Annotated in this window: 26 protein-coding genes; 17 read left to right on the forward strand and 9 right to left on the reverse strand. The window is 72.6% G+C overall.

What is annotated here, in order from left to right; all coding sequences use genetic code 11:
- Window positions 1-9: 9 nt before the first annotated feature.
- Together ACTWM8_RS00970 and ACTWM8_RS00975 are read right to left on the reverse strand one after the other, a co-directional pair.
- Window positions 10-1,068 carry a MaoC/PaaZ C-terminal domain-containing protein gene (locus ACTWM8_RS00970; RefSeq protein WP_446212132.1) on the reverse strand — a complete coding sequence of 353 codons (1,059 nt, stop codon included), beginning with the start codon at window positions 1,066-1,068 and terminating at the stop codon, window positions 10-12.
- Window positions 1,068-2,423 carry a 3-oxoacyl-ACP reductase gene (locus ACTWM8_RS00975; RefSeq protein WP_446212133.1) on the reverse strand — a complete coding sequence of 452 codons (1,356 nt, stop codon included), beginning with the start codon at window positions 2,421-2,423 and terminating at the stop codon, window positions 1,068-1,070. The genes ACTWM8_RS00970 and ACTWM8_RS00975 overlap by 1 nt, the downstream gene beginning before the upstream one ends.
- 56 nt (window positions 2,424-2,479) lie before the next feature.
- Here ACTWM8_RS00975 and ACTWM8_RS00980 point away from each other — a divergent pair, with 56 nt between their 5' ends.
- From ACTWM8_RS00980 to purB, 5 genes are all read left to right on the forward strand, one after another.
- Window positions 2,480-3,772 carry an acetyl-CoA C-acetyltransferase gene (locus ACTWM8_RS00980; RefSeq protein WP_446212134.1) on the forward strand — a complete coding sequence of 431 codons (1,293 nt, stop codon included), beginning with the start codon at window positions 2,480-2,482 and terminating at the stop codon, window positions 3,770-3,772.
- A gap of 142 nt (window positions 3,773-3,914) precedes the next feature.
- On the forward strand, window positions 3,915-4,805 hold the full coding sequence (locus ACTWM8_RS00985) for a TNT domain-containing protein (RefSeq protein ID WP_446212135.1): 891 nt from the start codon (window positions 3,915-3,917) through the stop codon (window positions 4,803-4,805).
- Between the two features lie 62 nt (window positions 4,806-4,867).
- Entirely contained in the window at window positions 4,868-5,113 is a 246-nt protein-coding gene (locus ACTWM8_RS00990; RefSeq protein WP_446212136.1) for a hypothetical protein, read from the forward strand.
- A 241-nt stretch (window positions 5,114-5,354) separates the two neighbouring features.
- Complete coding sequence (locus tag ACTWM8_RS00995) at window positions 5,355-5,960, forward strand: NYN domain-containing protein (protein ID WP_446212137.1); 606 nt, start codon at window positions 5,355-5,357, stop codon at window positions 5,958-5,960.
- Between the two features lie 95 nt (window positions 5,961-6,055).
- Entirely contained in the window at window positions 6,056-7,480 is a 1,425-nt protein-coding gene (gene purB, locus ACTWM8_RS01000) for an adenylosuccinate lyase (RefSeq protein ID WP_154940684.1), read from the forward strand.
- 104 nt (window positions 7,481-7,584) lie between these two features.
- Here purB and ACTWM8_RS01005 read toward each other — a convergent pair whose 3' ends face one another.
- Window positions 7,585-8,151 (reverse strand): YbjQ family protein, encoded by a 567-nt coding sequence (locus tag ACTWM8_RS01005; protein ID WP_446214434.1) that lies wholly within the window; start codon window positions 8,149-8,151, stop codon window positions 7,585-7,587.
- Between the two features lie 23 nt (window positions 8,152-8,174).
- Window positions 8,175-8,858: a S1 family peptidase gene (locus tag ACTWM8_RS01010; RefSeq protein ID WP_446212138.1), complete on the reverse strand. Its 684-nt coding sequence runs from the start codon at window positions 8,856-8,858 to the stop codon at window positions 8,175-8,177.
- 459 nt (window positions 8,859-9,317) lie between these two features.
- Between ACTWM8_RS01010 and purS the strand changes: the two genes are divergently transcribed.
- The 4 genes from purS (at window position 9,318) to ACTWM8_RS01030 (ending at window position 13,884) form a co-directional block, all read left to right on the forward strand.
- On the forward strand, window positions 9,318-9,581 hold the full coding sequence (gene purS, locus ACTWM8_RS01015) for a phosphoribosylformylglycinamidine synthase subunit PurS (protein ID WP_210774383.1): 264 nt from the start codon (window positions 9,318-9,320) through the stop codon (window positions 9,579-9,581).
- Window positions 9,578-10,261 (forward strand): phosphoribosylformylglycinamidine synthase subunit PurQ, encoded by a 684-nt coding sequence (gene purQ / locus ACTWM8_RS01020; RefSeq protein ID WP_154940681.1) that lies wholly within the window; start codon window positions 9,578-9,580, stop codon window positions 10,259-10,261. The genes purS and purQ overlap by 4 nt, the downstream gene beginning before the upstream one ends.
- A 70-nt stretch (window positions 10,262-10,331) precedes the next feature.
- Window positions 10,332-13,124: a phosphoribosylformylglycinamidine synthase subunit PurL gene (purL, locus tag ACTWM8_RS01025; protein ID WP_446212139.1), complete on the forward strand. Its 2,793-nt coding sequence runs from the start codon at window positions 10,332-10,334 to the stop codon at window positions 13,122-13,124.
- A gap of 4 nt (window positions 13,125-13,128) precedes the next feature.
- Window positions 13,129-13,884 carry a 2-phosphosulfolactate phosphatase gene (locus tag ACTWM8_RS01030; protein ID WP_446212140.1) on the forward strand — a complete coding sequence of 252 codons (756 nt, stop codon included), beginning with the start codon at window positions 13,129-13,131 and terminating at the stop codon, window positions 13,882-13,884.
- Window positions 13,885-13,945: 61 nt separating this feature from the next.
- Here ACTWM8_RS01030 and ACTWM8_RS01035 read toward each other — a convergent pair whose 3' ends face one another.
- On the reverse strand, window positions 13,946-15,976 hold the full coding sequence (locus tag ACTWM8_RS01035; protein WP_446212141.1) for a carboxypeptidase-like regulatory domain-containing protein: 2,031 nt from the start codon (window positions 15,974-15,976) through the stop codon (window positions 13,946-13,948).
- Window positions 15,977-16,128: 152 nt separating this feature from the next.
- On the opposite strand from ACTWM8_RS01035, the gene ACTWM8_RS01040 reads away from it, so the two are divergent.
- From ACTWM8_RS01040 to amcA, 5 genes are all read left to right on the forward strand, one after another.
- The gene (locus ACTWM8_RS01040) at window positions 16,129-16,482 is read left to right on the forward strand and encodes a sterol carrier family protein (RefSeq protein WP_210774374.1); all 354 of its coding nucleotides are present in this window, start codon (window positions 16,129-16,131) and stop codon (window positions 16,480-16,482) included.
- A 170-nt stretch (window positions 16,483-16,652) separates the two neighbouring features.
- Window positions 16,653-18,191 carry an amidophosphoribosyltransferase gene (gene purF, locus ACTWM8_RS01045; protein ID WP_446212142.1) on the forward strand — a complete coding sequence of 513 codons (1,539 nt, stop codon included), beginning with the start codon at window positions 16,653-16,655 and terminating at the stop codon, window positions 18,189-18,191.
- A gap of 55 nt (window positions 18,192-18,246) precedes the next feature.
- On the forward strand, window positions 18,247-19,401 hold the full coding sequence (purM, locus tag ACTWM8_RS01050; RefSeq protein ID WP_446212143.1) for a phosphoribosylformylglycinamidine cyclo-ligase: 1,155 nt from the start codon (window positions 18,247-18,249) through the stop codon (window positions 19,399-19,401).
- A gap of 128 nt (window positions 19,402-19,529) precedes the next feature.
- Window positions 19,530-20,633: a cyclophane-forming radical SAM peptide maturase AmcB gene (amcB, locus tag ACTWM8_RS01055; RefSeq protein ID WP_446214435.1), complete on the forward strand. Its 1,104-nt coding sequence runs from the start codon at window positions 19,530-19,532 to the stop codon at window positions 20,631-20,633.
- Window positions 20,602-20,838: a multiple cyclophane-containing RiPP AmcA gene (gene amcA / locus ACTWM8_RS01060; RefSeq protein ID WP_154940662.1), complete on the forward strand. Its 237-nt coding sequence runs from the start codon at window positions 20,602-20,604 to the stop codon at window positions 20,836-20,838. Before amcB ends, amcA begins: the two co-directional genes overlap by 32 nt.
- 143 nt (window positions 20,839-20,981) lie before the next feature.
- Here the strand turns inward: amcA and ACTWM8_RS01065 are convergent, their stop codons facing one another.
- Window positions 20,982-21,197, reverse strand: a complete 216-nt coding sequence (locus ACTWM8_RS01065) for a DUF3073 domain-containing protein (RefSeq protein ID WP_179802609.1) — start codon at window positions 21,195-21,197, stop codon at window positions 20,982-20,984.
- Window positions 21,198-21,486: 289 nt separating this feature from the next.
- Complete coding sequence (locus ACTWM8_RS01070; RefSeq protein ID WP_154940658.1) at window positions 21,487-22,569, reverse strand: Glu/Leu/Phe/Val family dehydrogenase; 1,083 nt, start codon at window positions 22,567-22,569, stop codon at window positions 21,487-21,489.
- Window positions 22,570-22,739: 170 nt separating this feature from the next.
- On the opposite strand from ACTWM8_RS01070, the gene ACTWM8_RS01075 reads away from it, so the two are divergent.
- On the forward strand, window positions 22,740-23,579 hold the full coding sequence (locus ACTWM8_RS01075; protein ID WP_446212144.1) for a hypothetical protein: 840 nt from the start codon (window positions 22,740-22,742) through the stop codon (window positions 23,577-23,579).
- 252 nt (window positions 23,580-23,831) lie between these two features.
- Window positions 23,832-24,041 carry a BldC family transcriptional regulator gene (locus ACTWM8_RS01080; RefSeq protein ID WP_007073996.1) on the forward strand — a complete coding sequence of 70 codons (210 nt, stop codon included), beginning with the start codon at window positions 23,832-23,834 and terminating at the stop codon, window positions 24,039-24,041.
- A 95-nt stretch (window positions 24,042-24,136) separates the two neighbouring features.
- Here ACTWM8_RS01080 and ACTWM8_RS01085 read toward each other — a convergent pair whose 3' ends face one another.
- Window positions 24,137-24,517, reverse strand: a complete 381-nt coding sequence (locus ACTWM8_RS01085) for a PPOX class F420-dependent oxidoreductase (protein ID WP_446212145.1) — start codon at window positions 24,515-24,517, stop codon at window positions 24,137-24,139.
- Window positions 24,518-24,571: 54 nt separating this feature from the next.
- Between ACTWM8_RS01085 and ACTWM8_RS01090 the strand changes: the two genes are divergently transcribed.
- A complete protein-coding gene (locus ACTWM8_RS01090; protein ID WP_446212146.1) occupies window positions 24,572-25,351 on the forward strand; it encodes a class I SAM-dependent methyltransferase in 780 nt (259 codons plus the stop codon).
- Between the two features lie 40 nt (window positions 25,352-25,391).
- Here ACTWM8_RS01090 and ACTWM8_RS01095 read toward each other — a convergent pair whose 3' ends face one another.
- A complete protein-coding gene (locus ACTWM8_RS01095; protein WP_154940649.1) occupies window positions 25,392-25,697 on the reverse strand; it encodes a hypothetical protein in 306 nt (101 codons plus the stop codon).
- Window positions 25,698-25,736 lie beyond the last annotated feature (39 nt).

A 25,736-nucleotide genomic window follows, 5' to 3' on the forward strand; every position in this document is an offset into this window, starting at 1 on the left:
CCCCCTCGTTCAGCGGACGGTGCCGACCAGGTGCGGACGGCCGGTGCGCGCGTCGTGCAGGGCGAAGTCCCAGGCCGGGGTGGCGCTGAACGCCACGGTGCCGGGCAGCGGCACCGGCAGCTTGAACGCCACGTCCACCGTGTACGCCTCCGGCAGCCGGCTCTCCAGCGCCGCCAGGCAGCGGGCCTTGCTCCACATCCCGTGCGCGATCGGGCGGGGGAAGCCGAGCAGCCGCGCCCCGAGCCGGGAGGTGTGGATCGGGTTGTGGTCGCCGGAGACCCGGGCGTAGTCCGTACCGACCCGGGGCTCGACCCGCCAGCGGGCGGTGGCGGCCGGCGGCGCGGGCCGCTCACCCCGCTCGCGCCGCCCACCGTCGCCGGGCGTGCGCTCCTTGCCCAGGTACGTCGAGACGCCGCGCCAGACCTCCTCGCCGCGGACCGACCCGACCAGGACGACGTCGACCTGCCGCCCCCGCTCGTGCGGCCGCAGGTTCTCCGCGTGGGTGACGAAGTCCAGCGTCTCGCCGGCCTCGATCGGGCGGTGCACGGTGATCCGGTTGCCCACGTGCACCACGCCGGTCAGCGCGATGGGGAACTCCGGCGTGGTCATCAGCCGCAGCGACAGCGGAAAACCCATCACGTGCGGGTACGTCGCCGGCAGCCGGTCGGAGAGCCGGAACCCGCAGACCCGGTCGTAGTCGGCGAGGTGCCTGCGGTCCACGGTGACGTCGGCGACGGCCAGCTCGACCTCCGGCGGGGCGTCCGGGCGGCGGGACCGGCCGATGACCGGCACCGCGTCGCGCAGCGCCCGACGGTAGAGCGCGCCGGGCGCGGGCATCCGGGGCAGCTCGACCCGCGCCCGTGCCGCCGGGGCGGCGTGCGCGGACAGGTCCGTCGTGGCGTACGCCGACAGGTCGTGGGTGGCTTCCAGGCTCACGTCGTGCTCCGACGAGGCGGCCCGGACGGCGGCCAGGTCCGCCGCCGAGATCACCTCGGTCGGCCCGTCGATGAGGTCGTGGACGGAGAGGTTCTCCGCCGGGCCGTCCTCCGGCCGCTTCTTCCTCGCCATCACGCCCCCAGCAGACTCTGGCCGCAGACCCGGACCACGTTGCCGCTGACCGCGCCGGACGCCGGCCAGGCCAGCCAGCCGATCGTCTCGGCCACGTCCACCGGCAGGCCGCCCTGCGACATGCTGTTCATCCGGCGGCCCGCCTCGCGCAGCGTCAGCGGGATACGCGCGGTCAGCCGGGTCTCGATGAACCCGGGGGCGACCGCGTTGACGCTGATTCCGCGCCCGTGCAGCGCCGGGGCCAGCGACTCGACCAGCCCGATCACGCCGGCCTTGCTGGTGGCGTAGTTGGTCTGGCCCCGGTTGCCGGCGATGCCGGCGATCGAGGAGACCGAGACGATCCGCCCGCCGGCCGGGATCAGGTCGCGTGCCAGCAGCACGTCGTTGATCCGTTCCTGGCTGGAGAGGTTGACGTCGAGCACCTGGTCCCAGCGGTCGGCGTCCATCCGGCCCAGCGTCTTGTCCCGGGTGATGCCGGCGTTGTGGACCACCACGTCGACCCGGCCGTGCCGGCCGGCGAGGTGCTCGGCGAGCCGGGTGGGAGCGTCCGGGGCGGTCAGGTCGAGCTGGACGGCGCTGCCGCCGATCTCGTTGGCCACCGCGGCCAGCTCGTCACCGGCCGCCGGGATGTCCAGCGCGACGACCTGCGCGCCGTCGCGGGCGAGCACCCGGGCCAGCGCCGCGCCGATGCCCCGCGCCGCGCCGGTGACGAGGACGACCTGCCCGTCGAGCGGGCGGTCCCAGTCCGCCGGCGGCTGGGCGGTGCCGGCACCGACCCGGACCACCTGGCCCGAGACGTACGCGGACCGGCCCGAAAGGAGGAATCGGAGGGTCGATTCCAGGCTGATGAGGGTGCCGGCCTCGCCGTCCTTCGTGACGTAGACGAGCTGGGCGGTGACCCCGCGACCGAACTCCTTGCCGATGCTGCGGGTCAAGCCCTCCAGGGCCCGCTGGGCGGTCGCCTCGCGCGGCGAGTCGCACTCCGCCGGCGGGGTGCCCAGCACGATCACCCGGCCGCTCGGCAGCAGCGCGCGGGCCTGCGGGTGGAAGAAGTCGTACAGCTGGCGCAGGTCGGTGGAGTCGGTGATGCCGGTGGCGTCGTACACCAGGGCACCTAAGCGCGCGGTGGCGTCGACGGCGGCGGGATCGCGCAGCTCGACCCCGGCGGCGGTCAGGATCTTGCCGACCGGCTCGGCGAGCCGGCCCCCGGTGGCCGCCCCGAGCAGCACCGGCCCGGGGACGAGCGGGTCGCCGGGCGTGTGCCGGCGCAGTCGCGGCGGATCGGGCAGCCCGAGGCGCTTGACCAGCGCGCGGCCGGCCCCCGATTGGACGAAGCTCGCGTACCTGTCGGTCATAGGCGTAGCCTACTGGCCAGTAGGTTGTGGGCAAGTCCTGAAACGGAGGCGGGATCGTGCAGAGCATCCGGCGGGTCGCGGTCATCGGCGGCAACCGCATCCCCTTCGCCCGGTCCAACTCCCGCTACGCGAACGCGTCCAACGCGGACATGCTGGGCGCGGCGCTGGACGGGCTGGTGGCCCGGTTCGGCCTGGCCGGGCAGCGGGTCGGTGAGGTGGTCGCCGGCGCGGTGCTCAAGCACGCGAAGGACTTCAACCTGACCCGCGAGGTGGTGCTCGGCTCGAAGCTCGACCCGCACACCCCGGCGTACGACATCCAGCAGGCCTGCGGCACCGGCCTGGAGGCGGCCATCCTGGTCGCCAACAAGATCGCCCTCGGCCAGATCGAGGTGGGCATCGCCGGCGGCGTCGACACCACCTCCGACGCGCCGCTCGCGGTCAACGAGGACATGCGCCGCACGCTGCTCAAGCTCAACTCCGCCCGCACTCTCGGCGAGCGGTTGAAGATCGCCGCCAAGCTGCGGCCGCACCAGCCGTTCAAGCCGGAGGTCCCGCGCAACGCCGAGCCGCGTACCGGGCTGTCGATGGGTGAGCACGCCGCGCAGACGGCGGTGCGCTGGCAGGTCGACCGGCAGGCGCAGGACGAGTTGGCGCTCCGGTCGCACCAGCGGCTCGCCGCCGCGTACGACAAGGGTTTCTTCGACGACCTGATCACGCCGTACCTGGGGCTGACCCGGGACCAGAACCTCCGCCCGGACACCACCCTGGAGAAGTTGGGTTCGCTCAAGCCGGTCTTCGGCGCCAAGGGCCCGGACGCCGACCAGGCGACCATGACCGCGGGCAACTCCTCCCCGCTCACCGACGGCGCGTCGGCGGTGCTGCTGGCGTCGGAGGAGTGGGCCCGGGAGCACCACCTGCCGGTGCTGGCCTGGTTCTCCTGGTCGGAGGCCGCCGCCGTCGACTTCGTGCACGGCGACGAGGGGCTGCTGATGGCCCCCGCGTACGCGGTGCCCCGGATGCTGGCCCGGGCCGGGCTGACGTTGCAGGACTTCGACTACTACGAGGTCCACGAGGCGTTCGCCTCGCAGGTGCTGGCCACCCTCGCCGCCTGGGAGTCGCCGGAGTTCTGCAAGGACCGGCTGGGCCTGGACGCCCCGCTCGGGTCCATCGACCGCGACAAGCTCAACGTCAACGGCTCCTCGCTGGCCGCCGGGCACCCGTTCGCCGCCACCGGCGGCCGGATCGTCGCCACCCTGGCGAAGCTGCTCGCCGAGAAGGGAAGCGGCCGGGGGCTGATCTCCATCTGCGCGGCGGGCGGGCAGGGCGTCACCGCGATCCTGGAGCGCTGACCGTTCCGGGTGGCTACCCGCTCGTCCACGGGACGAGCGGGTAGCGGTCCCCCTTTCGGCGGCAAAGGGCACAAAGCCTCACATTCTCGCCCCGCCCTCCCGACGATGAAGGCGTTGACCGTCCTTCATCGGGAGGTTCGTCGTGGACCGCAGACGCTGGCTGCTCGCCCTGCTCTCCGGCGCGGCGCTGATCCTCTTCCCCGGGCCCGCCGACCAGGCCGCCGCGCCCGACGTGGTCGCGCGGGCCGGCACCCAACCCGACAACGGCACACCCGAAGCGGGCGACACCGGCGACCCGCGTGGTGTCCGCCCCGGCGACGACCACCCGCAGCCGCCGGCCGCGCCGAGCCCCTGCCGTCCCGGCCTGCCGCCGAACGCGCCGCCGACCACCCGGTACCTCGACGACAACCCGCTGCTCGGCCCGGCCCGGTTGCCCACCGCGTCGCCGCTCGGCCCGCTGCTCGCCGGCTACCAGCGCTTCGGCGGGCTGACCGAGAGCCGGTTCCTGGCCCGGTACACCACCGGCACCCCCGCCGAGTACGTCTTCCCGCGGGCCAACGGCTTCGTCGTCGCGCCGGACGGCACGCCGCTCAAGACCCGGCAGACCCTGCTGGCCGGGTACCGCCTGGACCGCTTCGGCTTCGCCGGCGGCGCGTTCCTGGCCCCGCTCGGCACCCCGGTCAGCGCCCGCTCCCTGGCGCCGCAGAGCCTCGACACGCCGCCACTTCCCGCACCGCGGCCGGCGCTCCCGTCGGCCGCGCCGTTGGCGAACTACCACACCTACTGCGTGCTCAAGCCGTTCGACGTCGACTCCGGCCCGACCGCGCCGTGGTTCGCCCAGCCCGGCCTGGGCACCCAGTTCCAGCTGAACCCGGCCTACCTGCCGCAGGCCGGTGCGAACCTGACCGTGCAGTGGCTGGTCGACCACCAGTTCCTCGTGGAGGAGTCCCTGGCCGGCGGGGTGTGCGGGACCGACAGCGTGCCCCGGCGGGGTGGCGCGGGTGGCGGCGTTCCCGCCGTACACGTCTGCTGAATCGGCGGGCGGTCGCCGCAGCGGCGACCGCCGAGCGGCCGGTGCGGAGCGGGAGGTCGGGAGTGGATCGGCACGAGGTGCGCAACGCCCTGCTGGCGACGGGACTGTCGCCGGACGCCTTCGAGTTGGAGGGGGTGCACGAGCACGTGCCGGTGCCGCCCGACTTCTGGTTCCTGCGCCGGTCGACGGGTGGGCGCTGGGAGATCGGCCTGTACGAGCGCGGGACGCGGGACGTGCGGCAGGTCTTCGACACCGAGGAGGAGGCCTGCGCGGGACTGTGGCGGGCGCTCACCGGCCGCCCCGCGTGACGCGAAGGGGGGCTGCGAGAGAACAGGGGCGAAAGGCCTTCGTCGGACCCGTGGTGGGACCTAATGCCCGATTGGTGTGCGAACAGCCGCAATCGTGAGTCGGTGGGCCTTTGCCCTGGCCTGGATAGGGTGACAGGGCCTCAAGCGGACAAAAAAACGGCCCCTTGCGGGGCCGTTCCTGCCGCATCTCTCGGCGTCGTATGGGACAACCATACACCCTCGTGGCTGTGAAGGAGTGGACGTGGCCACGGTCGCTGCCTACATCGACGGCTTCAACCTGTACTACGGGATGAAGAACAAGTACGGCCGCAAGCACCTGTGGCTGGACGTCGTAGAGCTTGTTCGTCAACTGCGACCGAAGGACCAGGTGAGGATGGTTCGCTACTTCTCGGCCATCGTGAAGAACGAACCAGCGGCGGCGCAGAACCAGCTGGACTACATCGAGGCCATGAAGACGCGCAACGGCCCCCTGCTCGACGTGCATCTGGGCCGCTTCAAGGACCGCACCATCCGGAACTGCCACCGCTGTGGTCAGCCCTACATGTGTAAGTGCGGTCGGATGTACCGGAGTTACGAGGAGAAGGAGACCGACGTGGCGCTCGGGGCCATGATGGTCGCCGACGCGGCGCTCGAGGTCGCCGACACGACGCTTCTGGTGAGCGCCGACACCGACCTCGTGCCCGCACTGGTGGCCGTCCGGCGGGTGAAGCCTTCGCAGCGGATCTACCTGGCCATGCCGCCGGGGAGCGGCGGGGTGGCCCGCCACAGGGCCAGCGTGGGCGATCTCGGCTCTTTCTCGATCAACGAGGCTGCCCCGAAACGCCCAGATGCCCGCCCTCGTGGCTGATCGCGGGACCGGGGTGTCCTACCGCCGGCCCGTGAAGTGGGCCTAGCCACGCGCCCGGCGTGGCCAGCGCTTGTGCGTACGAGAGAATGAGGCACGTGACGACGATCCCGAACGTGCTCGCCAACCGGTACGCCTCACCCGAGCTGGTCGCCCTCTGGTCACCGGAGGAGAAGGTACGGCTGGAACGGCGGCTCTGGCTCGCCGTACTGAAGGCGCAGCGCGACCTCGGCGTGGCCGTGCCAGACGGGGTGGTCGAGGCGTACGAGCGGGTGGTCGACGACGTCGACCTGGCCTCGATCGCCGAGCGGGAGCGGGTCACCCGGCACGACGTGAAGGCCCGGATCGAGGAGTTCAGCGCGCTCGCCGGGCACGAACACGTGCACAAGGGAATGACCTCCCGGGACCTCACCGAGAACGTCGAGCAGCTCCAGGTGCGCCGCTCGCTGGAGCTGATCCGGGATCGCGTCGTCGCCGCCCTGGCCCGGCTGGCCTGGCTCGCCCACGAGCACTCCGGACTGGTGATGACCGGGCGCTCGCACAACGTCGCCGCGCAGGCCACCACGCTGGGCAAGCGCTTCGCGTCGGCCGCCGAGGAGCTGCTGATCGCGTACGAGCGGCTGGAAGACCTGATCAACTGGTACCCGTTGCGCGGGATCAAGGGCCCGGTCGGCACCGCCGCCGACCAGCTCGACCTCTTCGACGGCGACGCGGAGAAGGTGGCCGAGCTGGAGCGCCGGGTGGCCGGGCACCTCGGGTTCAGCCGGGTGCTGGACAGCGTCGGGCAGGTCTACCCGCGCTCGATCGACGTGGCGGTGCTCGCGGCGCTCTCCCAGGTCGCCGCCGCGCCGTCCTCGCTGGCCACCACGATCCGGCTGATGGTCGGCCAGGAGTTGGTCACCGAGGGCTTCAAGCCCGGCCAGGTGGGCTCCAGCGCGATGCCGCACAAGATGAACACCCGCTCGTCGGAGCGGGTGAACGGCTTCGCCGTGATCATCCGGGGTTACCTGTCGATGGTCGGCGAGTTGGCCGGCGACCAGTGGAACGAGGGGGACGTCTCCTGCTCGGTGGTCCGCCGGGTGGCCCTTCCGGACGCGTTCTTCGCCGCCGACGGGCTGTTCCAGACCTTCCTCACCGTGCTGGACGAGTTCGGGGCGTACCCGGCGGTGATCAACCGGGAACTGGAGCGGTTCCTGCCCTTCCTGGCCACCACCAAGATCCTGGTGGCGGCGGTACGCCGGGGCGTCGGCCGGGAGGTCGCCCATGAGGTGATCAAGGAGCACGCGGTCGCCGTCGCGCTCGCCATGCGGGAGAAGGGCGCCGCCGAGAACGATCTCTTCGACCGCCTCGCCGCGGACGGCCGCCTCGGCCTGACCCGCGCCGAGATCGACGCTCTGGTCGCCGACCCTACCACCTTCACCGGCGCCGCCCAGGCCCAGGTCGACGCGGTCACCAAGCGCATCACCGCGGTCGTGACCGCCCACCCCGAGGCCGCCACCTACTCCCCGCCGCCCATCCTCTGACCCCCTGAGATCGCCTCCGTTTGCGAAGTGTCGCGGTGTCGTCCGGTCGGGACACCGCGACACGCCGCAAACCGAGTGGATCAAGCGCGGCGTCGCCGGCCCGGTCAGGAGTTGCGGGTGGGGGTGTCGGCGGCGGTGGAGAGGTTCGGGGCGCTCGCCGGTTCCGCGATGCCGCCGGGGGCCTCGGTGAAGCCGGGCTCCTGGGCGGTCTCCGCCGCGACCAGCGGCTGGTCGCTCGGCATGACGTCGGGCACCTTGGGTACGACGATCACCGCCGTGCCGTACGCGCAGATCTCCATCCACATCTCGCCGCAGTCGCGGCTGTCGAAGCGCATCCCCACCACGGCGTTCGCGCCGAGCCGGAGGGCCTCCTCGCCGAGCCGGGCCACCGAGTCGGTCCGCCACCGGGTGAGGTTGTCCGGCGCCATCGGGTCGTACGCGCCACCGCGCAGGTTCTTGACCCCCTCGCGGTACGGGTTGCGCGTCCGGGCCATCGATGAGACCACTTCGCCGAGGATCTGGCGGATCTCGTAGCCAGGCAGTTGATCCGTCGTCACGACCAGCACGGTTCCGATGCTGTCAGTCCACGCCCGGGCCGTTCGCGAGCCGTGTTCACCTGATCGGATGCTGCAAAACGAGGCGGCGCGGACGGCGGGCGCTCGGCCGACCATCCGCGCCGCCACGGCGCTAACCGTCAGACACCGGAAACCGAGGTGATCCAGGCCCGGTTGTACGCGACGCTGCCGTAGTTCTGGATGCTCACCCCGTCGGCGGTGGAGGCCACCCCGACCTGCCGGCCGTTGTAGAACTGCGGGCCGCCCGAGTCGCCCTTCCAGGCGTTGCCGCTGATCTCCGTGCTGCGGATCGCCTGCCCGCCGTACGCGTCGGTGACGTTGGTGCTGGTCACCTGGACCGAGGCGGTCTTGAGCTGGCTGGAGGCCGAGCAGCCGCTGTAGCAGGTCATGCCCCAGCCGTAGATCGAGTTGGTCGAGCCGATCGGCGGGTTGCTGCTGGCCAGCGTCACCGCGCTGGTGGTGACCGGGCTGGACAGGCGCATCAGGGCGAGGTCGTAGCGGGTGTAGGTGGCGCTGACCGTACGGGTCACGCCGCCCGAGGAGCGGTAGACGCTGCCCACCCGGACGGACATCGAGCCGCTGATGCAGTGCCGGGCGGTGAGCACCCACTGCGACGAGATCACGCTGCCGGAGCAGGTGAACGAGCCGTTGCTGAACACCGCCGCGGCCCACGGCGCGGAGGAGACGGTGCTGCCGCCGATGATCGGCTGGGGGCCGGCCGGGGCGGCGGTGGCGCCGGAGGCGGTGGCGAGGACGCCGGCGAGCGCGGTGGTCAGCACCGCGAGCAGGGGGCGGAGGCGCATGGGGGAACTCCTTGGTCGGGGGCCCGGGGTCGCCGGGGGGTCGGCCTCGGCGGGTGGGGGTGACCCGCCGGGGACGTCGAAGGCATCGACATCCGCCGATGTAGGCTAGAGCCCGCGAGTCCCCGTTCACAAGAGTTAATCGAGATTAACGGATGTGACGCCGTGGGCTCGGGGCGTGCTCGTCCCTGTTTGTCGGGAACCGGTCAGCCCCGGCGAACTCCCACCGAGATTTGCCTGGTCAGCGGGGTGGCGACGGCGGTCCGCCGCCGCGGCAGGCAACGAAAGCGCATCGGCCTGGCAACGAACGCGCATCGACCCTCCGTCGGGACAGGTCGTTATGTCGATCACTGCCTGAACTGCCCCCGGCCGGTGCGTCCGGACCGGAATCTGCCAGGTACGCTGGCTGCGCTCGCCCGTAGTGGGCCGGCACCCAACTGCGTACACAGTCAGGAGTGCCCAGTGCCTCGCGTCGTCGTCGACGTCATGCTCAAGCCCGAGATCCTCGATCCTCAGGGCCAGGCCGTCGCAAACGCGCTGCCGCGGCTCGGCGTCAGTGACGTCGCCTCTGTCCGGATCGGCAGGCGGATCGAGATCGAGTTCACCGGCGAACCGGACCTGGACCGGGCCCGCGAGATCGCCGACAAGCTGCTCGCCAACCCCGTCATCGAGGACTTCACCGTCCGGGTGGTCGAGGCGGACGAGACCGTGGACGCACACTCGTGACCGCCCGCGTCGGTGTGGTGACCTTCCCCGGTTCGCTCGACGACGGGGACGCGGCCCGGGCCGTACGGATCGCCGGGGCCGAGCCGGTCCGGCTCTGGCACGGCGACGCGGAACTGCACGGGGTGGACGCCGTCGTCCTCCCGGGTGGCTTCTCCTACGGCGACTACCTGCGCTGCGGCGCCATCGCCCGGTTCGCCCCGGTGATGGACCGGATCGTGGACGCGGCCCGGGGCGGCCTGCCGGTGCTCGGCATCTGCAACGGCTTCCAGATCCTCTGCGAGGCCCACCTGCTGCCCGGGGCGCTCACCCGCAACCAGCACCTGCACTTCCGCAACCGGGACCAGATCCTGCGCGTCGAGTCGACCGGCACCGCCTGGACGAACGCCTTCCAGGCCGGTCAGGAGATCCTGATCCCGGTCAAGAACGGCGAGGGCTGCTACGTCGCGGACACCGCGACCCTGGACGAGCTGGAGGGCGAGGGGCGCGTCGTCGCCCGCTACGTCGGCGGCAACCCCAACGGGTCGCAGCGCGACATCGCCGCGATCACCAACCCCGCCGGCAACGTGGTCGGCATCATGCCGCACCCCGAGCACGCGGTGGAGGCGCTCACCGGCCCCTCCCTGGACGGTCTCGGCTTCTTCACCTCGGTGCTCAAGCACCTGGTGGGGGCGCCGGCGTGACCGTGCGCGGCGGGATCATCGGTCGGCTCCCCCGCCCGTCGGGCGGCCACGAGCGCAGCGAGGAGAGGTCATGACCACCCATCCGGACCCGGTCGTACGGGAGACGCCGGGCGCCTTCCCGGCTGCCCCGACTGAGCCGCGCGCGGCCACCGTGGTGCCGCAGGGCGGCCCGGCCGACGCGGGCCGGCACGCCGGCTCGGCGCCGGCCGCCGACTGGACCGCCGGCGTGGACACCGTGTCGCAGGCCGCCGGCACTCCCGAGGAGCTCCAGCCGTACGCCGAGCTGGGCCTGCGGGACGACGAGTACGACCGGATCCGGGACATCCTCGGCCGGCGCCCCACCCAGTCCGAGCTGGCCATGTACTCGATCATGTGGAGCGAGCACTGCTCCTACAAGTCGAGCAAGGTGCACCTGCGCCAGTTCGGCGAGAAGGCCCCGCCGAGCGACCGGCTGCTCGCCGGCATCGGTGAGAACGCCGGCGTCGTGCGGATCTCCGACGAGCTGGCGGTGACCTTCAAGGTCGAGTCGCACAACCACCCGAGCTTCGTCGAGCCATACCAGGGCGCGGCGACCGGCGTCGGCGGCATCGTCCGGGACATCCTCGCCATGGGCGCCCGCCCGGTCGCCGTGATGGACCCGCTGCGCTTCGGCGCGGCCGACCACCCGGACACCGCCCGGGTGCTGCCCGGCGTGGTCGCCGGCGTCGGCGGCTACGGCAACTGCCTCGGCCTGCCCAACATCGGCGGCGAGCTGGTCTTCGACCCCTGCTACCAGGGCAACCCGCTGCTCAACGCGCTCTGCCTCGGCGTGCTGCCGGTCGACCGGCTGCAGAAGAAGGACGCCACCGGCCCGGGCAACATCGTGGTGCTGCTCGGCGCCAAGACCGGCCGGGACGGCATCGGCGGCGTGTCGGTACTGGCCAGCGCCACCTTCGACGAGGGCAGCGAGCAGCGCCGCCCGTCCGTGCAGGTGGGTGACCCGTTCACCGAGAAGCTGCTGATCGAGGCCTGCCTGGAGCTGTACGACGCCGAGCTGGTCGTCGGCATCCAGGACCTGGGCGGCGCCGGCCTGACCTGCGCGCTCACCGAGACCGCCGCCTCTGCCGGCACCGGCATGCGGGTGTGGCTGGAGCGGGTGCCGCTGCGCGAGCCCTCGATGGAGCCGCACGAGATCCTGGCCAGCGAGTCCCAGGAGCGGATGCTGCTGGTCGTCGCCCCGGAGAAGCTGGAGGCGGTGCTCAAGACCGCCGACAAGTGGGGCGTGCTGGCCACCGCGATCGGTGAGGTCACGGCGCCGTCTCCCGACGGGCAGCCGGGCCGGCTGCTGGTCACCTGGAACGACCACGTGGTGGTCGACGTGCCGCCGGGTTCGCTGGTGGACGACGGCCCGGTCTACGCCCGCCCGATGCGCGAGCCGGCCGACCTGATCCTGCTCCAGGCCGACCGGGCCGAGACGCTGCCCCGGCCGAGTACGCCGGAGGCGCTGCGGGAGACCCTGCTCCGCATGATCGCGTCGCCGAACCTGGCCGACAAGACCTGGGTCACCGAGCAGTACGACCGGTACGTGCTGGGCAACACCGTGCTCGCCCAGCCGGAGGACTCCGGCGTGATCCGGATCGACGAGCGCACCGGCCTCGGGGTGGCCCTGTCGGTGGACGGCAACGGCCGGTACGCCCGCCTCGACCCGTACAACGGGACCAAGCTGGCGCTGGCCGAGGCGTACCGGAACGTGGCGGTGACCGGCGCGAAGCCGATCGCCGTGACCAACTGCCTCAACTTCGGCTCGCCGGAGGACCCGGGCGTGATGTGGCAGTTCGCCGAGGCCGTGCGCGGCCTGGCGGACGGCTGCCTCGAGCTGGGCATCCCGGTGACCGGCGGCAACGTCAGCTTCTACAACCAGACCGGTGCCGCCGCGATCCACCCGACCCCGGTGGTCGGCGTGCTCGGCGTGCTGGACAACGTCGCCGACCGGGTGCCGATGGGCTTCGCCCCGCGGGCCGGTGGCGACCACGACCAGCTCTTCCTGCTCGGTGACACGCACGTCGAGCTCTCCGGCTCGGAGTGGGCCTGGGTGACCCACGAGCACCTGGGCGGTATGCCGCCGCAGGTCGACCTGGCCCGCGAGCGGGTGCTGGCCGAGCTGATGGCCGAGGCGGCCCGGGTGGGTCTCCTCAGCTCCGCGCACGACCTCTCCGACGGTGGTCTCGCCCAGAGCCTGGTCGAGTCCTGCCTGCGGCGCGGGGTCGGCGCCCGGATCGCCGTGCCGGAGCGGTTCGCCGACGGTTCGCTGCCGTTCGTCTTCCTGTTCAGCGAGTCGGCCGGCCGGGTGCTGGTCTCGGTGCCGCGCGGTCGCGAGAAGGCGTTCACCGCCCTCTGCGGTGAGCGTGGTGTGCCGTGGGAGCTGATCGGCGTGACCGACCCGGCGGGCGGCGCCCTCGAGGTGCACGGCCAGTTCCGGATCGGCTTGGACGAGCTGCGCGAGGTGCACACCGCCACCCTGCCCCGGCTCTTCGGCGGCGCCGAGGCAGCCCAGGTCGAGGTCGAGGCGACCCGGACCGACACCACCACCGTCGCGCCGGCCACCGCCGTGCAGCCGGTGGACGTGCCGACCGCCGCCGACGCGGAGGCCGAGCGGGCCGAGGCCGACGAGGACGCGCAGCCGGAGCCGGCCGCCGCCGACGAGTCGCCCCGGCCGGAGGCCGGCGTCGCCGAAGGCACCGTCGCCGAGCCCACCGCCGCCGAGGCGGCGGAGCCGGAGCGTCCGACCACGGAGGTCACCGCAGATGCGACGGCTCCCGACGCTCCGGCGGCCCCGTCCGACCCGGGTGACGACGAGCAGTCCTCCGCGCCCGATAAGCGCTGAGGCGTTGGCCGGGGCCGTCTACGCCCAACCCGGTTCCGGCGCCCGGTTCGACTGGGGGCTGACCGGGGCGGCCGAACTGGGCCGGGTCTGCGCCGTGCTGGTGGTGGTGGACGTCCTCTCGTTCACCACCGCCGTCGAGGTGGCGGTCGGCCGGGGCATGCGGGTGCACCCGTTCCCCTGGGGTGAGCAGGCGGCGGACTTCGCGCGGCGGGTCGGCGCGGTCGCCGCGGTCGGCCGCCGGCAGACCACCCCGGAGCACCCGTGGTCGCTCTCGCCGGCGGCGTTGAGCACCGCGCCGGTCGTCACCGACCTGGTGCTGCCGTCGCCGAACGGCTCCGCCATCAGCGCCGCCGCCAGCGCCACCGGCCTGCCGGTGGTCGCGGCGTGCCTGCGCAACGCCCGCGCCGTCGGGCGCTGGCTGCGCCGCCAGGGGTACGGCTCGACCGACGCCCCGGTGGGCGTGGTGGCCGCCGGTGAACGCTGGCCGGACGGCTCGCTGCGTCCCTGCGTGGAGGACCAGTTGGGCGCGGCGAGTGTGCTGGACGCCCTGTCCGGCGTACGAGGTGGGCTCTCGGTGGAGGCGGCAATGGCGCTCGCCGCACTGGCCAGCACCCCTGACGTTCCGGCGGCGGTGCGCGGCTGCGTCTCCGGCCGGGAGCTGATCGAGGGCGGCTTCGCCGGCGACGTGGAGGTCGCCGTGCGGGTCGGCGTCTCCGAGGTGGTGCCGGTGCTGCGTCAGGGTGTCTTCTCCGCCGCCTGACCAGGCAATGCGAAAGGGCCGCCCGGTGCTCTGGGCGGCCCTTCCACGTCGGTCCTTCGGGTCAGTCGTCCAGCCAGTCGAGGCGACGCCCGCCGCGATCCTGCTGCGGCGCCGCCTCCGGCCGCCCCCGACCCGCCTGGGCCTGGTCGCCGTAGTAGCCGCCGCCCGGCTGCTGGTCGTAGCCCCGGTCGTCGTACCCGCCGGTGCGCTGCTGCGGCGGCTCCTGGTCGTAGCCGCCCTGCTGGCCGTAGCCACCCTGGCCGGCGCCGTAGCCGCCGGTCGGCTGCTCGTAGCCGCCCTGCTGGTCGTACCCGCCCTGGCCGGCGCCGTAGCCGCCCTGGGCAGCGCCGTAGCCGTTGTCGTAGCCCGGCTGCTGGCCGCCGGCGTCGTAGCCGCCGCCCTGCCCGCCGTAGCCGTTGCCGCTGCCGTTGCCGTAGCCGCCGGCCGGTTCCTGGCCCCGGCCGTACGGCGCCGGGTCCGGCTGGCCGTAGCCGTGGCCCTGGTCCGGCTGGTAGGTGCTGGTCGGGTACGGGTCGGCCGCCGGGGCGTACGCGCCGGTGCTCTCCCCGGTGTACCGGCCGGTGGGCTCGTCGTAGCGCTCGCCGTAGCCGCCACCCTGGTCCTGGCCGCCGTAGCCGGGGCCGCCGGCCGGCGCGCCGTAGTCCCGGCTGCCGTAGCCGCCGCCGGAGGCGGGAGCGTTGCCGTAGCCGCCAGCTGCCGCGCCGGCCGCGCCGTAACCGGCGTCGGCGGACGGGGCGCCGCCGTAGCCGCCACCCGAGGCGGGCGCGGTGCCGTAGCCGCCGCCGGAGGAGGGGGCGTTGCCGTACCCGCCCTGCTGGCCGTATCCGCCCTGGGCGGGCTCGTCGCCGTAGCCGCTGCCGGCCCAGCCGCCCGCTGCGGCGCCCGCGGCGCCGTACGGCTGCGGCGGAGCCCCGTACGGGTCCGGCGGGACGTCGTCCACGACCGGGCGGTGCATCATCGTCGGCGCGTCGCTGAGCGAGGTGCCGCCGACCATGGTCGGGTCCGGTCCGGCCGCACCGACCCGGTTGACCACGCGGGTCTGGTCGTCGGCTCCCCGGAACGCGCCCCGCGCGCCGGGGACCGCGCCCGCGGCGGCGCCGGCCGGGGCGTCGTCGTCCTCGTCGGCGTTCTTGCGTCGCATCAAGAGCAGCACGATCGTGCCGACGCCGGCCGCGACCAGCAGGCCGCCGAGCAGGATGATCATGAAGGAGCCGAAGCCCCCGCCGTCGTCCGACGCGGCCTGGGACTGACCGGGAGCAGCCGCCTCGGCGCTCTCGTCGGCGGGCTCCTCGGTCACCTCGTCGGTGGGCAGCGCCTCGTCGGTGGCCGACGGCGTGGCGCTCGGGGAGACCTCGACCTTCAGCGCCAGGGCGATCCGCTGGCCGGTCAGGCTCTGCCCGGCGCTCGCGTTGAGCGTCCTGGTCGCCTGGATGTTGTCCTTGGTGGCGCCGAGGTCGATCCGGCCGGGGCTGATCGGCTGCGAGCTGGAGCCGGTGAAGCGGTAGTTGCCGCTGCCGTCACTGGTGGTCTGGTACTGGTGGTTCTGCGAGTCGCGCAGCATCACGATCGCGTTCGGGACGGCGTCGCCGTTGGCGGCCACGGTCACCTTGCCGGAGATCGACTTGACCGTCTGGTTCTGCGGCGGGGTGGTCGGCGGGGCCGCCTTGGCGTTCACGGTCACGCTGAGCGGCTTGGAGTCGGAGCCCTTGTCACCCTCGACACGCACGGTCGCCCGGGTCCCGTTGGCTGCCGGCGCGTCGTCACTGGCGGAAAGGGTCAAGGTCACCCGCTGCGGCCCGGGAATCAGGCCGAAGTCGACCTCTCCGCAGCCGCCGCAGGACACGCCTTGCGGAAGACCGGTGACGCTGACGTTCGCCTTCGACTCGCCGTCGTCCGGATTGATCTGGACGCTGATGCGGCTGCTGCGGCCGGCGTCGATGGTGACCGAGCCGTCGGAAGAGGTGATCTTGGCCGCGAGGGCCGGTGTGGCGGGGACGGTGAGCAGGGCGCCGGCAACCAGCGCTACGACCACACCGGCCCGCTGCTTCCAGGCACGTCGGTGTGTTGACACGTCCACCGCCTTCCGGACTGACTTCCCGGGCCGGGTGGGCCCGGGATCATCACGGTACGAATACGCCGTCGGCAACTATGCCTTGTCTGACCGGATCAGCGCGACCCAGGGCCAGCGTCGCGGCCTCCGCCAACGAGTCGTATCGTCCCGTCGTGTCCTCTCCGCACATTAAGTCCGCCGCGGTCGCGGCGGCGTTGTCGGCGCTCGACGAGGGGCGTACGCCCGAACGGCCGGTGTACCGAGAGGCGGTCCGTGCCTTGTTGACCGCCCTCGCGGAGCGCGCCCCCGGCCGATCGGTGGAGGTGCGTGTCCCACCTTACGGTGCAGTTCAGTGCCTTCCGGGCCCCCGACACACCCGGGGCACCCCGCCGAACGTCGTGGAGATGGATCCGGCGACCTGGTTGGCGCTGGCGACCGGACGGCTCTCGTGGGCGGAAGCCGTCACCGAGGGTCGCGTACAGGTGAGTGGGAACCGGGCGGACCTCTCCGCGCATCTACCCCTCTAGCAGCGGCTCCACGGTCATCGTGGTGACGCGCTGGAGCCAAACCGTGACTATCTGTATCGACTGCCATTCGCGTACACTGTCAGGCGACGACAGTGGTCCCGGCCGAGGAGTGCGGATCAGCACCTCTGATTCCGCCAGGCCAGTCCAGACCAGCATGAGGGAGCGGCAGGGTGCCCCGAGGCGACGGCCGGCTGAGCCACGACCTTGATCCCCAACGACCCGGCCCGCAGGACGCCTGCGGCGTCTTCGGTGTCTGGGCCCCCGGCGAAGAGGTCGCCAACCTGACCTACTTCGGCCTCTACGCGCTTCAGCACCGGGGCCAGGAGGCCGCCGGCATCGCGGTGAGCGACGGTTCCGGCGTCGTGGTCTACAAGGATCTCGGTCTGGTGGCCCAGGTCTTCGACGAGCCGACGCTGGCGAGCCTGCGCGGCCACGTCGCGATCGGGCACGCCCGTTACTCCACCACCGGCGGCTCGACCTGGGAGAACGCCCAGCCGACCATCCGGTCCACCACCTCCGGCACCACCATCGCGCTGGCCCACAACGGCAACCTGGTCAACACCGCCGAGCTGCAGAAGGAGGTCGCCGAGCGGGGTCTGGTCGCCGACGGCGCCACCAACGACACCTCGCTGGTGACCATGCTGCTGGCCAGCCGCCCCGACCTGTCCGTGGAGGCCGCCGCGCTGGAGGTGCTGCCGCAGCTGCGCGGCGCGTTCAGCTTCGTCTTCATGGACGAGTCGACGCTCTACGCGGCCCGCGACCCGCACGGCGTGCGCCCGCTGGTGCTCGGCCGGCTGGAGCGTGGCTGGGTGGTGGCCAGCGAGACGGCCGCGCTGGACATCGTCGGCGCCAGCGTGGTCCGCGAGGTCGAGCCGGGTGAGCTGATCGCCATCGACGCCGACGGGCTGCGGTCGGCCCGGTTCGCCGCGCCGGAGCCCAAGGGCTGCCTCTTCGAGTACGTCTACATCGCCCGCCCGGACGCCACCATCGCCGGGCGCAACGTGCACTCCGCCCGGGTGCAGATCGGCCGCCAGCTCGCCAAGGAGCACCCGGTCGAGGCCGACCTGGTGATCCCGGTGCCGGAGTCCGGCACGCCGGCCGCGATCGGGTACGCCGAGGAGTCCGGCATCACCTACGGCGCCGGCCTGATGAAGAACCCGTACGTCGGGCGCACCTTCATCCAGCCGTCGCAGACCCTGCGCCAGCTCGGCATCCGGCTCAAGCTCAACCCGCTGCGGGAGAACGTGCGGGGCAAGCGGCTGGTGGTGGTCGACGACTCGATCGTGCGCGGCAACACCCAGCGGGCCATCGTGCGGATGTTGCGCGAGGCGGGCGCGCTGGAGGTGCACGTGCGGATCTCCTCCCCGCCGGTCACCTGGCCGTGCTTCTACGGCATCGACTTCGCCACCCGAGCCGAACTGCTGGCCAACGGGCTGGACAACGAGGGCATCCGGCGGTCGATCGGCGCCGACACCCTCGGGTACGTCTCACTCCCGGGGCTCATCGCCGCGACCGAGCAGCCCAAGACCCGGCTCTGCCGTGCCTGCTTCGACGGGGAGTACCCGATCGAGCTGCCGGCCGGGAACCTGATCGGCAAGCACGTGCTCGAAGGAGTGGGGCGGCGGGTCACGAACCAGCCCTCCGACGACCTCGGGCACATCGCCCCACCGCTCGTCGCCACTCCCGGCGGCGCGACCGTCCACCCGTAGCACCACCGGCGCCGCCCGGCACCCCGAGCGGCACCGAGAACCAAAGGGGAGAACCGTGACGCACGTGTCCGAGCGCAGCGGCGCAGGAAGCAGCCCGACGGGCGCCGGCGGCGACCGCCAGCCCTGGACGGCCGGCTCCGGCCGCACGGCGCGCAAACGCTCGGTCTCGTACGCGGACGCCGGTGTGTCGATCGAGGCGGGCGACCGCGCGGTCGAGCTGCTGAAGTCCAAGGTCAAGCAGACCCGGCGGCCGGAGGTCATGGGCGACCTCGGCGGCTTCGCCGGCCTGTTCCGCCTGGACACCAAGAAGTACAAGAACCCGATCCTGGCCTCGTCCACCGACGGCGTGGGCACCAAGCTGGTGATCGCGCAGCAGATGGACATCCACGACACGGTCGGCATCGACCTGGTCGCGATGGTCGTCGACGACCTGGTGGCCTGCGGCGCCGAGCCGCTGTTCCTGCTCGACTACATCGCCACCGGCGAGGTCGTGCCGGACAAGGTCGCCGAGATCGGCGCCGGCATCGCCGACGGCTGCCGGTACGCCGGCTGCGCGCTGCTCGGTGGCGAGACCGCCGAGCACCCGGGTGTGCTGCGCCCCGACGAGTACGACATCTCCGCGACCGGCGTCGGCGTGGTGGAGGAGAGCGACATCCTCAGCCCGGAGCGGGTCGAGGTCGGCGACGTGGTGATCGCCATGCGCTCCTCGGGCCTGCACTCCAACGGCTACTCCCTGGTCCGGCACGTGCTGCTCGGCGCGGGCCGGATGCGGCTGGACGTGGTGATCGAGGACTTCGGCCGGCAGCGCACCCTCGGCGAGGAGCTGCTCACCCCGACCAAGATCTACGCGCAGGACTGCCTCAAGCTGATCGCCGAGGCCGAGGTGCGGGTGCTGGCCCACGTCACCGGCGGCGGCATCCCGGGCAACCTGGTGCGGGTCCTGCCGGAGCACGCCGACGCGGTGGTCAACCGCTCCACCTGGAAGCCGCAGCCGGTGTTCGACCTGATCCAGTCCAAGGGCCGGATCGAGGACCCGGAGATGGAGGCGACCTTCAACATGGGCGTCGGCATGTTCGCGATCGTCTCGGCCGAGGACGCCGACCGCGCGCTGGCCACCCTGACCGGCCGCGGCGTCGACGCCTGGCAGGCCGGAGAGATCATCGAGGGTTCCGGCAACGTGCAGATGATCGGGCAGCACACCCGCGGGTAATCACGCTGCGTTGATCATCCTGGCACCTGATCAGGGCTTCACCCGAGTGGCCATCGCCGCCTAGCCTGAAGGGCCTCAGGCACGGGGGAGGAGGGCCGATGGCTGCTCGAGCACAGCCCGTGACGGGAATGCGGGGTATCGCCGGAGTTCCCTCGTACGTGGTGATGCAGCCGACGACCCTGTGCAACCTGGACTGCGTCTACTGCTACCTGCCGTTCCGCGCCGTCGACCGGCGGATGCCGGTGGCGGTCGCGGAGGCGGTCGCCGCCGCTGTCGACCCGTGGGCGGCCACCGGGCGGTTCTCGGTGGTGTGGCACGGCGGGGAGCCCCTCGCGACCGGCCGGGAGCACCTGGCCGCCCTGATGGCCCCGTTCGGGCCGCAGGTGGAGCACCACGTCCAGACCAACGCCACGCTGATCGACGACGCCTGGTGCGCGTTCTTCGTCGAGCACGGGGTGCGGGTGAGCGTGAGCGTGGACGGCCCCCGGGAGCGCAACGGCGACCGGGTGACCCGGGCCGGGCAGCCGGCGTACGACCGGATCGTGCGCGGGGTGGCGGCGCTGCGCCGGCACGGCCTGCCGTTCTCGGCGCTCGCCGTGGTGAGCCGGCCCGCCCCCGGCTACGCCACCGAGCTGTACGACTACTTCCTCGACCTCGGCTGCGACGTGCTCGGCGTCAACATCGAGGAGACCGAGGGGGTCAACACCCGGCGCAACGCGCACGACGCGGCGACGGTGACCGCGTTCTGGGCGGAGCTGGTCGCGGCCTGGCGCCGGGCGCCCCGCATCCACCTGCGGGAGGTGGAGTGGTCGTTGCGCTACGCCGCGGCGGTGCTGGACGGCGCGGCCGACGACCTGCTGCCCCGGCAGCTCGACCCGATCCCCACGATCGGCCACGACGGGTCGGTGACCGTGCTCTCCCCCGAGCTGGCCGGCTTCACCCACCCCCGCTACGGCGACTTCAGCAGCGGCAACGTGCTGGCGACCCCGCTGGCCGAGATCCTGGCCGGCGCGGCGGGCACGCCCTGGGTCGGCGAGTTCCTGGCCGGGGTCGAGGCGTGCCGGTCGTCCTGCCCGTACTTCGGCTTCTGCGGTGGCGGCCACGCGGCCAACCGTTACTTCGAGCTGGGGCGTTTTGACGGTACGGAGACCGAGCACTGCCGCAACAGCAAGATCCGCCTACTGGAGGGAGTGTTGGAGCATGCCCGAGACCACGAGTCACCGGCAGCCTGAGCACGTCGGGAGAGGTGCCGTCGATCCGGTCGTGGACCGGGTCCGGCAGGCCGCCCCGGGGCTTACCGCCCTGCTCCACGAGGCCGAGGCCGCGCGTCGGTCACGGGCGGAGGTGTCGGGTTCCGACGGGGCCAGCGCGGTCTGCGCGTGGAACCACTTCGAGAACATCCCGACGTTCTACAACTGGAACAACCGCCCGCGCTGAACAGGCCGCGATCAGGGACCTGCCGGCCGGCCGGAGAGTGTTCCGGCGGGGCGAGGTCCCTGATCGTCGGTCGTGGCGCCGCTTCTGTCGGGCACATGCGTGAGCACGCGGGGAGTTACCGCGTGCTCAGATGCGACCGGAGGTCAGCGGGTTGGAGGAACCCAGGGATCCGGGTCGTCGTCCGCGTGATCCTCATCATCGTCGTCGACATACTCTTTGTAGTCGTCGTCGAAGTTGTGCTCAGACTTACCAGCACCCGCCAGTTCGCGCTGCAAGGCGGTGAGGTCGGTGTTCGGGGAGTGGTACTTCAACTCCCGGGCCACCTTCGTCTGCTTGGCCTTAGCACGGCCGCGCCCCATGGCTCGACCCCCTCGCACAGAATGCGGGGCAGCCCGAAGGCGGGCCCCGATGACGTCAGGCATCTCTCGTGGCTCTTACGGTACATGGGGATGCCACCGTTCGGCACCTCGGGTTACCGTCAGCCGGCCCTGCGCGTCGCAGCGATCCGGCCGTTACCGAGTGTACCCGGTAAGGAGTGGATGCCGGGGCCGGCCGTGACACCGGACAGATCGTGATGAACTCCCCGAATGGAGCTTACTCGGGGCTGCCCCGGGGCGCGGGGCGGTGCCCGCACCCCGGGGGCCGCCGTCAGCGCAGGAGGATGCTGCGCAGCCGGCCCACGTCGGCCATCCGGCGCTCGGCCAGCCGGTCGGCGGCCACCGCCGGCGGCACGCCCTCGTCGTCGGCGAGCTGCAGGATCTCCCGGGTGGTGTCGTAGATCTTCGTGGCGCGCAGCTTGGCGCGCTCGAAGTTGAAGCCCTCGATCTCGTCGGCGACCTGGATCACGCCGCCGGCGTTCACCACGTAGTCGGGGGTGTAGAGGATGCCCCGGTCGGCGAGCAGCTTCTCGATGCCCGGGTGGGCGAGCTGGTTGTTGGCCGCCCCGGTGACGACCTTGGCGCGCAGCGCCGGCACGGTGTCGTCGTTGAGGGCGCCGCCCAGCGCGCAGGGGGCGTACACGTCGATGTCGGCGGCGACGAGCGCGGAGGCGTCGTCGACCAGCTCGACCTGCGGGTGGGTGGTGCGCACCCACTCCAGGGCCTTCGGGTTGACGTCGGTCGCCACGACCTCGGCGCCGTCGTCGAGCAGGTGCTTGGTGAGGTACTTGCCGACCTTGCCCAGGCCGGCCACGCCGACCCGCTTGCCGGCCAGCGTCGGCGCGCCCCAGACGTGCTCGGCGGCGGCGCGCATGCCCTGGAACACGCCCCAGGCGGTGAGGATCGAGGAGTCCCCGGCGCCGCCGTGCTCCACACTGCGGCCGGTGACGTAGCGCGTCTCCCGGGCGATCACGTCCATGTCGGCGACGTAGGTGCCGACGTCGCAGGCGGTGTAGTAGCGGCCGGCCAGGGACTCGACGAACCGGCCGTACGCGCGCAGCAGCGCCTCGCTCTTGATCTGCTCCGGGTCGCCCCAGATGACCGCCTTGCCGCCGCCCAGGTCCAGCCCGGCGAGGGCGTTCTTGTACGCCATGCCGCGCGACAGGTCGAGCACGTCCGCCAGCGCCGCCTCCTCGCTGGCGTACGGGTAGAACCGGGTGCCGCCGAGCGCGGGGCCCAGCGCGGTCGAGTAGATGCCGATGATCGCCTTGAGGCCGGTCTGCTTGTCCTGGCAGAAGACGACCTGTTCGTGACCGGTCGATCCCGGATCGTCGGTGCTCGCGAATACGCCCATGGCTTGCTCCTGTATCGGTGTGCGCCCTTGTGGGACGCGGACCTGGTGGACGCCGGCGGGATGCTGCCGGTGCTGTTGAGCCTAATATCGGTCCACGCCGCACCGGCGTCCACGTCATGCCCGCCGGGCGCTGACGGCGCTGGGGCCCCGTCTCGTGGGAGGATCGCGCCGTGCCGTCGCTCTTCGCTGCTTATCTGCGCGTCTACGAGCCGCTGACCGCCTTCGACCGGGACCGTCAGTCGTACTGGCGGCGCTACGTGCGGGAGGGGCGGGCGGTCGCCCCGCTGGAGGGCCCCGGACGGCAGCGCACCTCGGTGATCGAGGCGCTCGGCGCGGGCTGGACCCGACTGCCCGACCTGCCGGACGAGGCGTACGTCCTGGAGGCCGACGACACGCTGCTGGTCTGCCCGTGGAACCTGCGGATCCGGGTGGCCGAGGCGGCGCTCAGCGCGCGGGACGGGGTGCCGTCGGTGCTCGCCGACGCGTTCGTCCCGCCCGTGCTGGCGGGTCAGGCCAAGGCGGTGGTCGACGACTGGCGCAGCGGGGCGCGGGTGCTCGAACACGGGGTCCCGCGGCTGCACGAGCAGATCGCCACCTGGGGCGTGCCGCTGCGGTGGTTCGTGCTCTTCGAGCCGGCGGAGCGGGACCTGGTCACCCACCCCGGGCGGCGGGCGATGCGCTACCGCACCGAGATCTCCAAGGCCCGCCGCCGGTCGTCCCGGGCCTTGTCGGTGCTGCGTAAGTCGGTCGGGGAGGCACCCATCACCGAGGCGGTCGAGGAGGCCGCCCGCTGGCTGGAGGAGTTCCATCCGCGCTCGGTGGTGGAGCTGGACTACGGCGGCCTGGTGCAGCTGCTCTCCGACGAGACGCTGACCGCGGACGACTCGACGGAGCTGGTCGCCGCCGGCCTGGCCGGGCTCGCCCGGGGCGAGGCGGAGGAGGCCTCCGCGGCGTACGACCGGCTGGTGGCCCGCTGGCGTGCGGTGCAGCTGCTCGAGCGGTGCAACTGACCACGAATCCACCCAGCGATGCCGTCAGATACGAGGCAATCTCGTAGTTGACGCATCACGAACCGTGATCATGAGTCCGAATAAGGTACTTTCTGCCGTGTAAAAGTCAGATAAATCGGGCATGGTTCATCCGTCCGTCTAGGGACCTTCGGCCGTTCGGCCCATGTCGGACATCGGGGACTAGCCGGACCATGGGAGACGCGTCGGCCGGCGGGACCCCGGCCGATGTCTATACACGTGGAGGAGTGACCGATGGCATCGCGAACGCACGAACCAGAGCCGCTACTCACGCCGGCCGAGGTGGCGTCGATGTTCCGTGTCGACCCGAAGACGGTGACCCGGTGGGCCAAGGCGGGAAAGCTCAGCGCGATCCGGACCCTGGGCGGCCACCGTCGGTACCGTGAGTCGGAGGTTCGGGCCCTGCTTCAGGGGCAGATCCCGCAGCAGCGTCAGGGAGACTGACCTACCGACACCGAGAAGCGTTCCGGTCTCAGGGGCGGGCGGACGTCGCGACAGCGACGATCCACCGCCCCTGAACCATGTCCGGGCTCCGACGCTCACTCCTGGACGGTGATCCGGATCCCGATCGTGCCCCGCTCGCCCCGGCGCAGCCGGCTGCCCAGCAGGCTGAGCCGGCCCAGCAGCCGGTACTTCCGCTTGATGAGGTCGCGGACCCGGTTGGTCTCCTCGGGGGAGCAGAGCACGGCCTGCCCGGGGACCGCCGTACCGCGCGGGCGGCCCCGCACGTCGCAGGGGGCCACCGTCACCGTGCCGTCGCGCCGGATCCGCTTCACCTTGCCCGAGTCCGCGGCCGTCCAGACCGCCAGCGTGTCGCCGTCGCGCACCGCCCAGACCGGGGTCGGCACCGCCCGACCGTCCTTGCGGAACGTCGTCAGCAGGACGTACTTCTCCGCCGCCAGGCGGTCCAGGTCGGTCACGCCGCCCAGGATACGACCGCGACAGGGTCCGGCCGCACGGATAGCGTGAACCCCGTGACCGGGGAACCGAGGATCGGCGACGTGTTCGGCGAGATGCTGCGCGACGCGTACGCCGTGCACACCGGGATCGGTCCCCGGCCGCTGGTGGGCGGGCGGCTGCCCCGGCCGGTCATCGAGATCATCGAACGGGAGGACGGGCTGATCAACGGCGCGCCCGCCGCGCACTACCTCGACGGGCCGCAGGACTGGCAGCCGTACGACCACCGGGCCGTGGACCGGGTCCGGGGCGCGACGCTCGACATCGGTGTCGGGGGCGGGCGGATCGCGCTGCTGCTCCAGGAGCGCGGCGTACCGGTGACCGGACTGGACACCTCGGCGGGCGCGCTGCGGGTGTGCCGGCACCGGGGGGTGCGCGACCTCGTCCTCGGCACGGTCGACGAGCATGCCGCCGACGGCCGGCGGTACGACACGTTCCTGCTGCTCGGCAACAACCTGGGGCTGATCGAGGGGCGGCACCGGGCGGCGGCGTTCCTGGCCGCGCTCGCCGCGATGGCCGCCTCCGGTGCACAGGTCATCGCGCACGGCACCGACCCGTACGGCACGAAGGACCCGGTGCACACCGGCTACCACGAGCTCAACCGGCGGCGCGGCCGGTTCGGCGGCCAGTTGCGGCTGCGGCTGCGTTACCGCGAGCTGGGCACGGAATGGTTCGACTACCTCGTCTGCTCGGCCGAGGAGCTGGCCGAGCTGGTCCGGGACACCGCCTGGCGGCTGACCGACGTGGACGACCGGGACGCCCCGTACTATCTGGCCACCCTGCGGCTGGCGGGCTGAGCGCGCTGCCGGGACCCCGGTCCGGGGCCCCGGCGCGGGCCTAGACCTGCACGGTCGGGGGCAGCTGCTCCGGCGGGAGCCCGCCGTCGCCGTCGACCACCTCGTCCGGGGTGCCGTCCTCGTCGATGTCGACCATCGTGATGTCGACCTTGCCGTCACCGTCGGTGTCGAACTGGAACAGGTCGGCCTTGCCGTCACCGTCGGTGTCCACCACCCACACGTCGGTCTTCCCGTCGTTGTTGGTGTCGGCGCGGAGCAGGTCGACGCGCTCGTCGCCGCGCGTCTCCACGGTCTCCCCACCCTCGCTGGTGCCGGTGCCGTCCACGGTCTCCGGTGCCTGGCTCATGCGCTACGTCCTTCCCTTGACGTTGAGGGCCGTCTGTAC

The sequence above is a fragment of the Micromonospora sp. IBSANI012 genome, from assembly GCF_052814045.1.